Raw genomic sequence first — 12,840 nt, 5'->3', positions numbered from 1 at the left:
TCCTCGGCTTCCAGTCACCCTGCTCCGACTGCCGACTGACCCCTCCTGGCCTGTTTCAGAACCAGAGACGCGCCGTCGGCCTTCATTATCCAACCGCCAGTATGTGTACGTAGCCGCCGGTCGGAGGCGCCCCTCGAGAAGTATCCGACGCTCCCACCAACCCCTGCCCACGCGTGGCTGGAGGTGGCCGAGTATCCGGCCACCCGCCCTGTGACATCCCCGCACCCTCCACTACCCTCCGTTTTCCTGGCCTCCCGAACCCAGGCAGGTATCGAACTGGTTGAGTAATCTGTGATCCACTCGGGGCCACCGGTGGCATCGACGTACCACCCCACTCCCCCCACGCGCTGGCGGCGACTCCGCTCCCCCGCGACGAAACTGTCTCCAGACAGAGAGTTTCTGCCGTTGAGACTGTGATTCACCTTCTTTCTTGTGGCTCGGATAACGAGCAGGTATGAGCCAGTCTGACCGGACTGCCGACGAAGAGTCTCACACCGGACCCGACGTGCCACGCCGACAGGTTCTCACAGCGGTCGGCCTCGGTGGCGCCGTCGCGCTTGCGGGCTGTGCGGGATTCGGCGACACCGAGCGAGAGGCGACCGACGTCCAGTACGACGTGAGCGCCGACGTCGAGACCATCGCGGTAAACAGCGACGACGGTGAGACGACGGTCGAAGCCTGGGACGGCGAAGACGTTCGGATCGAGGCGACGAAGTACGCTGTCGGACAGACGGAGTTGAGCGACATCGAGGTCGTGAGAGAGGTGACGAACGGACGACTCGACATCAGCGAAGAGCGCTCCACCGGCCCCATCGTCGGCGTCGGGGGCGGCGGGCTCGAATCGCTCACGGTACGGGTTCCGATGGGCGTCCGGGTGACCGAACTCGACGTGGACGACGGCGAGGCCACTGTGAGGAACGTTTCTGGAGAACTCGCACTCTCGATAGACGACGGGGACGCCGACATCGGCCCGCTCGACGGCGAACTCAGCGTCGACGGTGACGACGGGGACGTCACGGTCGACCAGGTAGACAGGTTCAGCGCCGAACTGGACGACGGCGCGGTCACGATGAACGAACCGGCAACGCTCGGTGACGTCCGGGTAGACGACGGGGACCTGGACCTCTCTGTCGACGGGGTCGCCGACGACTCGGTCGTCAGAGCGGACGACTGTGACGTGACGGTTCGGCTGTCGCCGTCGCTCGACGCCACAGTCGTCTGTACTCAGAACGATGGGACAGTACAACTCGACGGCGACGTATTCGACGAGGTCGAGTCCGCCGGCAACGAGTTTCGCGGACGCATCGGTGACGGGAGCGACCGACTGACGGTCGATGTCGACGACGGACGAGTCTCGCTCGAAGCGCTGTCGTAGGCGGTTCCTCGGATCACGTCGCGTCGAAAACGTCTTCATTATATGCCTCTGATTCTTTCCCAGTGGGCCTGTGAGTGTCATAGATACCACTCAATACGAGCCGCTCACTTCTCAAACACCTCCAACTAGATAGTGCTCCTCCGGCAATGTTGTCAGCTGAGAAACCTACGTCGAATAGAGACAGACTCGGTCGCGCGTCTCGTATCGGTCGGAGACTCACCGTTTCGTTACCCCCTACATTATTCGACGGCGTTCTGGATCCGATTGGCGAGTAGTTCGTACTGTTCGGACCCGGACTGTTTTCGAATGGAATCGGTCGCACCTGCTCTGGGCGCGTCACTGGCAACGTCCTCGCCGCCCTTGCCGGTAAAAAGAATGAACGGCAACTCCGGATGTTCGTTGCAAACGGTTTCGAGAAATTCGATCCCGTCCATACCGGGCATATTGTAGTCCGAGACGATACAGTCGGGCGGGCGGTCAGCGACTATCTCAAGCCCCTCGTCGGCGCTGGTTGCTGTCTCGACGGCGAACTGGTCGCTTTCACGTTCAAGAAACGTGGCGGTGAGGTATGTAAAGTCGGGTTCGTCATCGACGTGGATAATTTGAATGTTTTCTTAAAATTCAACCAGTATATTTTTTGCTAGTGAATATAATCACAACAAAATTATGGCGCAGGAAGAGATGACCAAGCAGCGCTGAGGGGACTCTCAGATCTCTCTCACTCGTCGTCGTCAAACGGTCTTGACCGAAGTGGTGATGCTTCTGCCATCGTCGGGATCAGTTGCTATACTGTTGCCCGGAAAGCACGGAGTTTAATGCAATCCTGAAACAGCTTGAGGAAGTACGCCGAAAGTTTTCCCACATCTTGCGCTGCCAGATTTCTATTTTGCAGCGGCGATAGATTCCACGCCGGTAGAGGACAGATATCAGGCTGAATCTCTGGTTTGCATATTCGGGTCGGGTAATCAAGATCCGTTGAATTAGACTTTGAGAATCATTCTGCACCACCGCTTTCGACGCTGTAGTAAAATCTCAGTCGTTCAGCCGTGACTGTCCCACTCGCAGAAGGTGGATGATATATGCCTATCTGAGTTCCTCGTAGGGCTGGACGATAACGAACCCGCTGTCACCGGCGAAGTTCATCTGGAAACGCTCGCCCGACTCCTGTCCGATCATGTCCGAGAGGTTCGTGTTGGTCTCGATGTTCGGTTTCGTGTCGCTCCAGGCGACGGTCGCACTCGGGTCGGTTGAGACGGGCGGCACGAAGACCATCGGATCGCCGTGGGTGGTGATGGCGACGTGACCAGGGCCCTCGAGATAGACGTTGGTGAACCCGCCGGCGAACGCGCCAGCGAGACTGTCAATCGTATCGATCTCATAGGAGATGCCGGACTCGAAGGCGAGGATGTCCTCGCCGTTGACAGTGATCGACTCTCCGGCCTCGAGCTGGAGAAGCTGTACCTTCTTCTGTTGATCGGCCAGGTAGACGTGGCCGCTGCCTTCGACGTTCATTATCGGCGTTCCCTCGTTGGTAGCGGCTTCCTTCAGGAAGCCGGTGACCCCGCCCTCGGCGGAGGCCTGGCCGGTGAACGAGAGTTCACCGGAGTAGGCGATCATCGCTCCGGCCTTCGTCATTATCGAACCATCGACGGTCACGTCGAGCGTGTAACTGTTCTCGAGTTGGAACGTCTCATCGGACTCCGTCGGGAGGTTTTGTGACTTGAATCGGTCGAGATCCATTGTATCTCACTGAGCCAAGGTGGCTCTATGAAGAGTTCATTCCGCCAGCAAAAAAGCCTACAGGCCCGTTTCATGCTCAGAGACAGTGCCAGAGTAACTTATAGTGAGTATAGAAGAGCAAGTTGAATACCTGCGTTTTTTAGTCACTCCGGCGTCTATGGACCTGCTATCGAACCGGTCAATATAGGCAAGGAATCTAACGTGAGACATATTGATATATCCGTCAGGTGGTAGGATACCCGTGCAAGATACAGAGCGTGAGCCTTGTTTAGACGCTCTTGAGGAGGTCGGTTAGTAACTGTGTCTAGGGATCGGTATCCGTCGGAGAATATTTTTCGCCCCGATTACGTCTTTTGCCCAACCGCCGCTGCGGACGATTTGCACCGCGTCTAAACAAGGCCCCGCGCGTGTAGTCAGCAAATCACTCAGTATTCTTCTCCGAACACCGAACCAGCCGTACACCGCGGCTGCTCAGCAAACAAAAGTCCCCTGTATCGTTTCAGAGTCAGCAACTCGAGGAATGGACTATATATACAGTTATACAATACAACGTATGCTCTCGAATGCCCGAATCCGTCGGATTCCTCAGGCCTGGCGCGTTGCGATTCTCGGAACGGTAGCTGCATTACCCGCCACTGCCGTAATAAACTGGCTTCCGAACTCCGAGACGACTGTCGGTGGTGGGGTAATGCTAGTTGGGTCAATAATCGCAGGAGCTGTCGCAGCTAACCGCTCGGTAGAGCCGAGTACTGCTGGACTCCGTGCTGGGTTTCTGGGCGGAATGATCGGAGTGTTTGTCTTTATTCTCACAGAAGGAACGACTGTAACGTGGTCTCTCAATACGATTGTGTTCTTCCTCATTGCCGTCGTGATGCTTCTGTGTATCTCGCCGGTATTCGGCCTAATTTCCGGTCGAATTGGTGGCTGGGTAGCAAAAACTGTCGCCGGTTTCAGGGTCGATCAAGCATCGTGACCAAGCGATAGTGAGCTACCACCAGTGCTGCATAGGCGCCTGTATCTCGCACGAACAGTGAAACATTTCTTTGAACTGGCAGAATATCTGGTGGTCAATTCGCACGTTGCCTGTCCCCGTCGATTCTCCACACGGCGTCTGAGACACCCGTCTCTGGACTGCCGGATGATGTTCTCGCGTCAGGTGTCTGTGCCCGTCCTTTTATGCGCACAGAGGGCGAACGATCGCCTGCATGCCCTCCAAGCCGTTGGCGCGGCAGCACTAGTGACGTGAATCGTTCTCGCATCCCAGTCGGCACAGGCGATCGTCCAGAACGGACTCTCGCTGTGGTCGATCCTCGCGGTTATCGGCGACTGTGCCGCAATCTTCGTCGGTCTCAGTACGGTACTCGGATGGAACGCGCCCAAACGAGACCCCCCGGAATCGGCCGATGTCCACTGAGGATACGAAGAATGGGTATCACAAATCGAATCACGGCTAATCTGTTCGGGAACCAGCCGGTGGTCGATGGGCGTTGGTGGCCACGGCGTCTGGCCTGCTGATAGTCGGACTCGTGATCGGGAGTGTCGTGTTGTCGGGCTCGTGGCTTGATCCGCGGTTGGCACTCCTCGGCGTCGGGTTCGTCGCGATGGGCACCGCTGAGATGCTGCTGACTTCTCGTCTCGGGTCGGCCGAAATACTGCGAATCTGTGTTACCTGCCTGTTTTTCACGACCGCTGGTATCCCCATCGTCACTGGGCTCTTGGACGCACCGGGATAGGCTCGTCAGGTGGTCGAAGTCTCTCTGGTCGGCGGTATTCTTGTCGGCGTCACGTCGTGCGCCGCCTGGAAGTCCCGGAACACGAAACGCACGCGGTGACGACTTCACAGGGTCACTGACCGAACGGGACCGATTCTCCAGGGCGCTGGTCGGTAGAGCACGAGTGTCAGTGAAGGACTTGTCCGGACGTGTGCGAGAGCCCGGCTGCTAGCGTTCGACCGGGATATTAGTAGGGTCGCGTCACAATACGTAGACAACATGAGCGATGGGATGCGTGTGTCGGAACCGCGTGTTCTGATGGTCGACGACGAAAAGACGGTCGCGGACGCGTACGCACTGCGACTCGAGGACGTCGCGGAGGTAACCGTCGCCTACAGCGGAGAGGCGGCACTGGACACCGTCGACAACGGGCGCGTCCCCGATGTGGTCCTCCTCGACCGTCATATGCCGGCGATGTCCGGCGACGAGGTGTTGGGGCGCATCCGGGAGCGCGAACTCGAAACGCGGGTGATCATGGTGACAGCCATCGACCCCGATCTGGACGTCCTCGACATGCCATTCGACGATTACCTCTCGAAACCGGTCGACCGGGCGGACGTTATCGCCGCCGTCGATCAGCAGTGTCAGGTGCTCGCGTATGAACTGCTGGGCGAGTACTTTCGCATCGAGTCGACCCGGGCGGTCGTCACCGCGCAGTTGCCAGCGGAGGACCTCGAAGACGACGGCGAACTCGCCGACATCGAAGCCCGTCTCTCGGTCGTCGAGGAACGGGTCCGGTCACTTCTGCCCGAGGCCGAGGAGATGCTGTCGTCGTTCGACGGTATCGACCGAAACGAGTACTGACCTCAGCCGTCTGTGGGAGGCGACTCACGGTCGGTTTCGAAGTACGCGCCGACGAGTTCCTGTTCGGCCCGCCGGAGGTGATACAGTAGCGTCGAACCGGCGATGTCGAGCGTCTCCGCCACCTCTTCGGACGTGCTCCCGCGCGGCGAGGCGAAATACCCCGACAGGTGGGCGGTCCGCAACACCGTCCGTTGCCTGTCGGTCAGGCGTTCGTCGAGGTCGCTCCGGAACGCCTCGGGGGAGTCGGACGTCCGCGGCGTCTCCGCTTTGGACACGAGATCCGTCTCCGCGGCCGTCGCGTCGACGGCCTCGACCAGTCGTCGAACGTCCCCGTCGGGCGGTGCCTCGGCGACGAGTCGACCGGAGTCGGCGGTGTACTCGGCACTGGTCACGGTCGCCCCCCAGGCGACGAGCGTGGTGACCGGCGTCTCGCTGACGAGCGTGGCCTGTAACTGCGGGCCCCCCTCGTCCTCGATCCGACGTACGTCGGTGACTGCCTCGTCGTCGGCCAGCATGTCTTCGAGTTCCGAAACCATACCGTCGGATCCCTCTGCAGTCGCGCCAGTATCGTCACCCCCCTGCTCTGTGTCGAGATAGCAGACGACGGCGCCGTCACCACGGGGGACAGCGCCCTCCAGCGCGATCGGGCATCCGGCCTCGCGGGCCGCCCGGACCAGCGGCACGGACTCGTCGCCGACGTCGATGGTTACTTCGGTGAGGGTGTCGGCGACCAGGAGGTCCTCCTGTCGGAGCGCACGTATCGCGAAGCCGGCGACGCGACCGAGCGTCTCCAGGCCGGCGCGTTCCCCGTCGCTGAACCCGTCTTCGCGTCCCGAGTACACCGACACCACGCCGTACGTCGTGTCCCGGTAGGCGAGCGGGACCGCGAGACACGACTGGAGGCCGTTGCCGAACGCTGCCCGCCGGACACCACGCGGGACGGTCTCGTCCTCGGCGATCGCCGCGACGACCTGCGTCTCCCCGGTTTCGAGCGCTGTCTGTTCGGGGAGCGTCCCTTCTGCTTCGAGCGCGTCGCCGATCTGATCTCGCAGATCGGGTGCATCACCGGCGGCAGCGAGTGTCTGGAGGCTGTCGTCCGGGAAATCACGTTCGCCGACCCATGCGAACCGGTAGCGGTCGGTCCCACCCAGTCGCTCGCAGACGGTCTGGCCCACTGCCGTCCGGTCGGACGCGTCGATGACCCGCCGCAACACCGCCGCGACCAGCCCGTTTATGTCCTGTACCCGTTCGAGTCGCCGTTCCAGGCGTTCGACGCGCTCCGCGTCCTCTCTCCGTTCGGTCCGATCGCGGACGTACACGAGGATTGTCTCGCCGACGTGGACGTCGACGCTTAGCCAGCGGTCGATCCGTGGGTAGTACTCCTCGAAGGAACGGGCGGTCACGGAATCCCCGTCGAACGTCGCCCGGAGCGTACCGGCGGCCGACTTTGGAAATTCGTCTCGGATATCGGTTCCGTGAAGCGACTCCGGCGTTGTTTCGAGCGTCGTCGCCGCGGCCTCGTTTGCGTCGACGACGCGTCCGTCGGTGCTCGTCTCGATGACCCCTATCGGGGCCGCTTGCAGTCGGTCATCCAGTGTCATTGTCTGGTCCGCGTGCACCTCGACACGCGGTCAGTCGCCGTCCGAGGACGGGTGAAACTCGAATCTCGCGCCGCCGGCCGACCCGGTCGCAAGCGAGACCGTCCAGTCGTGTGCCTCGGCGATTCGCTCGACGATTGTCAGTCCGAGCCCGGTCCCGTTGTTCGTCCCACTCGCGGAGTAGCCCGGTTCGAACACATGCTCGCGTTCGTCGGCCGGGATCCCCACGCCGTCGTCGGCCACGAAGAACCCGCCATCCGTTCGGCCGACGGTGATCTGCACGCCGCGAGAGGCGGACGACTCGTCACGACCGCTCACACCGGCCGTATTCTCCTCTTCCGAGTCCTGCGCGTGCTTGGCGGCGTCTTCCGGAGCTTGCGACGGAGGGCTCGTAGAGGCGTGCTCTACGGCGTTTCGGAACAGATTCTCGAACAGTCGTTGCAGGCGGTCGGGGTCGGCGTCGGTCTCCGGCAGGTCCTCTTCGACCACGAGCGACGCCGGTCCGGTCTCGACGGTCCCCCACGCGTCTCGTGCCACCGCCTCGACGTCTACCTCGGCGGTGACGTTGAGTACGTGTTTGCCCCGGGCCAGCGTCAGCACGTTCCGGACGATCCGTTCCATCCGGTCGTGGGCCTGTTCGACCTGATCGAAGTGCTCCTCGTCGCCCGATTTCTGGGCGGCACGGAGGTGAGCGTTGGCGACGTCGAGCGGGTTCCGGAGGTCGTGGCTGATGATGCTCGCGATCCGATCGACTTCCACGCCCGAGGACCCGGGAGACCCGGTGGCCGTCGCCACGAGATATCTGTCGGCATCAGTTCCCTCACCCCCGGTCTCGTCCAGCGTTCTGAGGCGGTACTCTTCGGTAGCGGTCGTCCCGCCGTCGGTCCGGTCGACCGTGACCGCCGAGTCGACTTGGCCCTCGTCGTCGAGTGCCGAACAGACCGCCTCAACCGTCTCGTCGTCGGCGTCCGTCTCCGTCAGAAGCCAGTCGCGGACGGGCGTCTCGGTCGAGACGCCGGCGAACGCCCGCTCGAATGCGTCGTTCCATTGGGTGATAACCGGGTGCTCCTCTCGGTGTTCGTATCCGAAGACCGGGTCCGGGAACGCGTCGATCGAGACCGTGTCCGGGCCGTCTTGGCCGGGCGCTTCCGGGTCACTGCCCATCGAGATCACCGGCCCTCCATCGGGGGAGCCAACCTGTAGTCCATCGGTGCCGCCGACCGTGACCGGGCTGCCGATGCATGGGTCGGCGTAGCGTCGTCGCTGTCATATACACTACGTTGGCACCCTTGACCCATAGCCGGACACTCTAGAAGTACCGAACACTGAGACAATAGGCGTTACGGACTGTTCGAGACGACACGGTCCGGTGTCATAGTGATACCCGTCCTGAAAACGGTCGCAGTATCAGTCGGGGCGACCCGACTCGCGTCGACCAGGTACCGTGATACGGACGGTCGTCCCCGATTCAGTCTCGAAGGACAGCGCTCCGTTGAGGTGATCCACACACCACCGGAGTTGCCATAGGCCGAGGCCTCTCCCGTGCTGGAGACGCGTCTCGGTCTGTGCTTCGATCGGCATGAGGTCGTCCTCCGGAATACCGGGTCCGTCGTCGGCAACCGTGATAACGCATTCGTCGGGCCGGTCCTCGACCGCAACAGTCACGGTCGACGCTGCGTGCTCGAACGCGTTCTCTAGCGCGCTCTCGACCGCCATCCGTACCGTTTCTTCGTCGGTCCGCAGGCGCGTCTCTTCCGGAAGTTCGGTCGTCACCGACACGTCGCTGTCTGTCGGTTCCTCGGTCTCGACGGTCTCGCGAAGCGTCTGGGTGACGTCGACGTCCGCCAGCGTATTGTCCTCTGACAGGATCCGGTCGACCTCCCGCGCGCGTCGACCGATCCCGGCCAGTTCGTCGACAGCAGCGACGATCCGTTCTGCGTGGTCGTCGGTCGTCGGGTCTGCCAACTCTTCGGCGTGGCTCTGGATTACGTCGAGTTGGTTGCGGAGGTTGTGGCGCAGAATCCGGTTGAACACCTCCAGGCGCTGTTCGCGGCGCTTGCGGTCGGTGACATCTCGGTGGATCGCGATGGTTCGCTGCTCACCGCCGATGACGGCCGGTGCGACCTTGACTCCGAGCCAGATGCGTTCGCCGGACCGGGTTTCGTTCTTCCATTCGAACGTCTCCGGCTGGCCGCTCTCCGCCACGCGCTGGTTGATCTCAAGGCCCCGCTGTTCGGTGTATCCCTCTCCGGTGACGCTGAGGCCGGAGACGCCCTGCTCGCGAACCTCGTCGATATCTTCGTAGCCAAACATGTCCAGAAACGCCTCGTTGGCGTCGAGAATCTCGACTGTGTCCGGGTCCAGTACGACAATTGCGTCCTGGACACCGTTGAAGATCTGCTCGAACTCCCGTTGACGGCGCTTCCGTTCTGTAACGTCCCGTTGCATGGCGAGTACCCGTTTTTCACCGGCAATCTCCGCAGGTGCCACCGTCGATTCGAACCACCGCTGCTCGCCATCTGCCGTTTCGATTTGCCACTCGACGGTTCTCGGCTCCTCGCTTACCGCGACATCGTTGATGAGGGCTCGTGCCCGCTCCTCGGTATACCCCTCTTCAGTAACGCTGAGCCCCCCGATCCCGAGCTCCCGAACCGTTTCGACATCGTCGTGCCCGAAGATATCGAGGTACGTTTCGTTGGCGTCGAGTATCTCACCGGTATCGGGGTCGTGGATTGTGATCCCATCGTTGACTCCGTGGAAAATCTGCTCGAACTCCTGCTCGCGGCGCTTGCGCTCGGTGATGTCGCGGTCGATAGCGACGTAGCGGAGGTCGCCACCGATCTCCACGGTCGTGCCCGTCACCTCGAGTTGCCGGATCTCGCCGTCGGCCGTCTCGACGGCCCACTCGGTCCGTTTGGGTTCACCCGTCTCGACCACCTCTCGGATGAACTCCTTGGCTTCCTCGGCCGTGTAGCCCTGCCCGCTCGGGGTGTACTCCATGACGCCGCTCTCGATGATTTCCTCGCGGTCGTGGCCGACCAGATCACAGAACGCGTCGTTGACGTCGAGTAGCTCCCCCGTCTCCGCGTCGTGGACGGTGATGCTGTCGTTTACCCCGTTGAAGATCTGTTCGTACTCCTGCTCGCGGCGCTTGCGCTCGGTGACGTCCTGAACGCTTGCGAGAACCCGCTCCGTATTGCCCAGTTCGATCACGGTCAGATCGACTTCGACCGGGAAGATCTCGCCGTCCCGGCGTTGGTTGCGCCACTCGAAGCGCTGTGGCCCTTCGGTACGCGCTCGCCGGATCCTCTTTCTGGCCGCTTCCGGTCCGTAATCGTTCGTGTCTGTGAGCAGCATACCGATCGACTCGCCGAGCAGTTCTGACCGCTCGTAGCCGTTCATCTCGCAGAACCGCTCGTTCACATCGACGATCTCGCCGGTCTCCGGGTCGTGGACGACCAGTCCCTCGGAAATCTTCTCGAACAGGGCCTCGTAGGCCTGCTGGTAGGTGGTGTCTCCCTCCGCCGTCGGCCGCGTTCCCTCCGGGGAGTCGTCGGCAACCAGTCGGTTGACGACGAGTTCGTACTGCGCACGCGCTGTCGTCCGTGGAAAGATATCGGTCGCTCCCGCCTCGATAGCACGGGCGACCGTGTCGTCAGCCCCGGACGACTCGCTCAGGAGGACGACCGGAAGTGCCGCCCTCTCGGTGAGGCGCTCGACGACAGTTGCCGGCTCGGCTACCTCGCCGTCCACGATAGCGCCCTCAAACCCGCCAGTATCGCGCCGTATAAAACCACCGGTCGCTGGTTCGACGCGTTCTGCGCTCGCCGCCACCCCCGCTCTCTCGACCGCGTCGACGACCGCTCTGCCGAACGACTGGTCCTCTGTTGCCACCAGTAGCTCGGGCTCGAAACCCCCACTGGTCCCGTTCATGCGAACAGTTTCCACTTGTCGCGAACGCAATTAAGACCACTGCACAGGAGGTGTCCGACTGGGTACCCCCTACGTGAGACGGACACGGACTATCGTAGCGGGGCTGTACATCCGTGGAGTGGTCCGTATGTCGGGATTGCAACTGTCTCCAGCAGCGTAGCCCAGTAGGTGTACACCGGTCGCTCGATCTCCGGTAGTACGTTTCAGATTATTACTTAAATAGCGTCTCGCGTGACGAACACGCCGTCGAGACGTACCTCCCCGATTTCGGCCATCGTGGTTGCCTACTCGGAGAGGTCGGCATACAGTCGGGTCGCGCCACAGTCCGGGCACAAAAATCCGTAGATCGGGGTCTGGTACCCGATAGCGAGGCGATCGAGGACACCACCATCTCTCTCAGTTTCGATGTAGAGGTCTCCGACCCCCTCAGCCGTTACATTCGTCTTCTCCATTGCAACGTCGCAGTCCGAGCAATGGCGCTGGCCTGTCATTCCCAGTCTGACCTCTACTGGCTGTTAATAACAACCACCGTCGCAGTCTCTGGAACAGAGACACTGCTCTAGGACGCTGTCCTGCCCCCCGACGTCGTCTGCAGTTGCACACTCTCGGAAAACGATCCCGTACACCTGTTCTGGTGCGGTGCCTACCTCGCACCATGCTGGCATAGCTACCGACTGGCCACAGCGAACGTCGACACGACAGGAACCGAACAATCGTCGACCTATATTTAAATTAAACGGGGACATCTCTGTCAGAGAAACCCGAAAGAGGCCTTTAACCGTTTGACTGGTCAACTCCTGTCCACAGACGAGCAGCTAAGCGATAGACGCCGACGGACTCACGAAACGATACGACGACGAACGGGCCGTCGATGACCTCTCTCTGACCATCCCTGACGGAACGGTCTACGGCTTCCCCGGTCCAAACGGGGCAGGGAAGACGACGACGATGCGAATGCTGGTCGCGCTCACCGAACCGACGGCTGGCACCGCAGAAGTCGCCGGGGTCCCGATCACGAACCGTTCGCAACTGGCACAGCACATCGGGTACCTCCCCGCCGACCCACCCGTCTTCGACGAACTCACCGGCTGGGAACAGCTTCGCCACGTCGCTCGGCTACACGGCATCCCCGACGAGGAGGCCGACGCACGCATCGAAAGGCTGCTGGACAGGTTCGACCTCCGGGCAGACGCCGACAGGCGAATCGCTTCGTACTCGACCGGGATGAGAAAGAAAGTCGGCATCATTGGCACGCTGTTTCACCACCCCGACGTCGTGCTACTCGACGAACCGACCAGCGGTCTCGACCCCCGTGCGGCCCGCACCGTCCGGGACACGATCGCCGACCTCGTCACCCAGGAGATGACAGTGCTCCTCTCGACCCACATTCTCCCGGTCGTCGATGAACTCGCCGACACTATCGGGGTCATCGACGACGGGACGCTTGTCGCAGAAGCCCCGCCGTCGGAACTCAAGACCCGGGCGGACGAATCCCCCGACCTCGAAACGGCGTTCCTGGAGATCACCGACGAACGGGACGCCACGGGGAGCCACGGTATCCCGTCGGAGATGGAGACCGACGTCCACACGGGAGTGAGAAATGGCCGGTAGTTCGTCA

The 12,840-nt window shown here is 61.6% G+C and carries 10 protein-coding genes and 1 pseudogene; 5 read left to right on the top strand and 6 right to left on the bottom strand.

From position 1 onward, the window contains the following. Positions 1 to 454 precede the first annotated feature (454 nt). Positions 455 to 1,375, top strand: a complete 921-nt coding sequence (locus NLF94_RS03775; protein ID WP_254840136.1) for a DUF4097 family beta strand repeat-containing protein — start codon at positions 455 to 457, stop codon at positions 1,373 to 1,375. Between the two features lie 239 nt (positions 1,376 to 1,614). Here NLF94_RS03775 and NLF94_RS03770 read toward each other — a convergent pair whose 3' ends face one another. Both NLF94_RS03770 and NLF94_RS03765 read right to left on the bottom strand, forming a co-directional pair. Then, positions 1,615 to 1,974 carry a response regulator gene (locus NLF94_RS03770; protein ID WP_254841398.1) on the bottom strand — a complete coding sequence of 120 codons (360 nt, stop codon included), beginning with the start codon at positions 1,972 to 1,974 and terminating at the stop codon, positions 1,615 to 1,617. A 484-nt stretch (positions 1,975 to 2,458) separates the two neighbouring features. After that, on the bottom strand, positions 2,459 to 3,115 hold the full coding sequence (locus NLF94_RS03765) for an AIM24 family protein (RefSeq protein WP_254840135.1): 657 nt from the start codon (positions 3,113 to 3,115) through the stop codon (positions 2,459 to 2,461). A gap of 520 nt (positions 3,116 to 3,635) precedes the next feature. Between NLF94_RS03765 and NLF94_RS03760 the strand changes: the two genes are divergently transcribed. The 3 genes and pseudogenes from NLF94_RS03760 (at position 3,636) to NLF94_RS03755 (ending at position 5,691) form a co-directional block, all read left to right on the top strand. Then, on the top strand, positions 3,636 to 4,088 hold the full coding sequence (locus tag NLF94_RS03760) for a DUF5518 domain-containing protein (RefSeq protein WP_350355841.1): 453 nt from the start codon (positions 3,636 to 3,638) through the stop codon (positions 4,086 to 4,088). Between the two features lie 499 nt (positions 4,089 to 4,587). After that, positions 4,588 to 4,848: pseudogene (locus NLF94_RS21105) on the top strand (hypothetical protein); the annotation flags it as partial. Between the two features lie 258 nt (positions 4,849 to 5,106). Further along, a complete protein-coding gene (locus tag NLF94_RS03755) occupies positions 5,107 to 5,691 on the top strand; it encodes a response regulator (RefSeq protein WP_350355840.1) in 585 nt (194 codons plus the stop codon). Positions 5,692 to 5,693: 2 nt separating this feature from the next. On the opposite strand, the gene NLF94_RS03750 is transcribed toward NLF94_RS03755, so the two are convergent. The 4 genes from NLF94_RS03750 to NLF94_RS03735 form a co-directional block, all read right to left on the bottom strand. Next, positions 5,694 to 7,292 (bottom strand): bacterio-opsin activator domain-containing protein, encoded by a 1,599-nt coding sequence (locus NLF94_RS03750; protein ID WP_254840132.1) that lies wholly within the window; start codon positions 7,290 to 7,292, stop codon positions 5,694 to 5,696. Positions 7,293 to 7,322: 30 nt separating this feature from the next. Beyond that, positions 7,323 to 8,453 (bottom strand): sensor histidine kinase, encoded by a 1,131-nt coding sequence (locus NLF94_RS03745; protein ID WP_254840131.1) that lies wholly within the window; start codon positions 8,451 to 8,453, stop codon positions 7,323 to 7,325. Positions 8,454 to 8,696: 243 nt separating this feature from the next. Continuing rightward, positions 8,697 to 11,222, bottom strand: a complete 2,526-nt coding sequence (locus tag NLF94_RS03740) for a sensor histidine kinase (RefSeq protein WP_254840130.1) — start codon at positions 11,220 to 11,222, stop codon at positions 8,697 to 8,699. 284 nt (positions 11,223 to 11,506) lie between these two features. After that, positions 11,507 to 11,674 (bottom strand): hypothetical protein, encoded by a 168-nt coding sequence (locus tag NLF94_RS03735; RefSeq protein WP_254840129.1) that lies wholly within the window; start codon positions 11,672 to 11,674, stop codon positions 11,507 to 11,509. 370 nt (positions 11,675 to 12,044) lie between these two features. Here NLF94_RS03735 and NLF94_RS03730 point away from each other — a divergent pair, with 370 nt between their 5' ends. Beyond that, complete coding sequence (locus tag NLF94_RS03730; RefSeq protein ID WP_254841397.1) at positions 12,045 to 12,833, top strand: ABC transporter ATP-binding protein; 789 nt, start codon at positions 12,045 to 12,047, stop codon at positions 12,831 to 12,833. Positions 12,834 to 12,840: the final 7 nt, after the last annotated feature.

Origin of the sequence: Natronomonas marina, assembly GCF_024298905.1 — an archaeon.
Lineage (GTDB): Archaea > Halobacteriota > Halobacteria > Halobacteriales > Haloarculaceae > Natronomonas > Natronomonas marina.
This window is presented reverse-complemented; position numbering and strand designations above follow the sequence as displayed.

Bases quoted from the DNA above. Each gene is read 5' to 3' on its own strand.
- NLF94_RS03735 (WP_254840129.1), bottom strand. From the start codon at position 11,674: ATGGAGAAGACGAATGTAACGGCTGAGGGGGTCGGAGACCTCTACATC.
- NLF94_RS03775 (WP_254840136.1), top strand. From the start codon at position 455: ATGAGCCAGTCTGACCGGACTGCCGACGAAGAGTCTCACACCGGACCC.
- NLF94_RS03755 (WP_350355840.1), top strand. From the start codon at position 5,107: ATGAGCGATGGGATGCGTGTGTCGGAACCGCGTGTTCTGATGGTCGAC.
- NLF94_RS03760 (WP_350355841.1), top strand. From the start codon at position 3,636: ATGGACTATATATACAGTTATACAATACAACGTATGCTCTCGAATGCC.
- NLF94_RS03765 (WP_254840135.1), bottom strand. From the start codon at position 3,115: ATGGATCTCGACCGATTCAAGTCACAAAACCTCCCGACGGAGTCCGAT.
- NLF94_RS03750 (WP_254840132.1), bottom strand. From the start codon at position 7,292: ATGACACTGGATGACCGACTGCAAGCGGCCCCGATAGGGGTCATCGAG.
- NLF94_RS03740 (WP_254840130.1), bottom strand. From the start codon at position 11,222: ATGAACGGGACCAGTGGGGGTTTCGAGCCCGAGCTACTGGTGGCAACA.
- NLF94_RS03745 (WP_254840131.1), bottom strand. From the start codon at position 8,453: ATGGGCAGTGACCCGGAAGCGCCCGGCCAAGACGGCCCGGACACGGTC.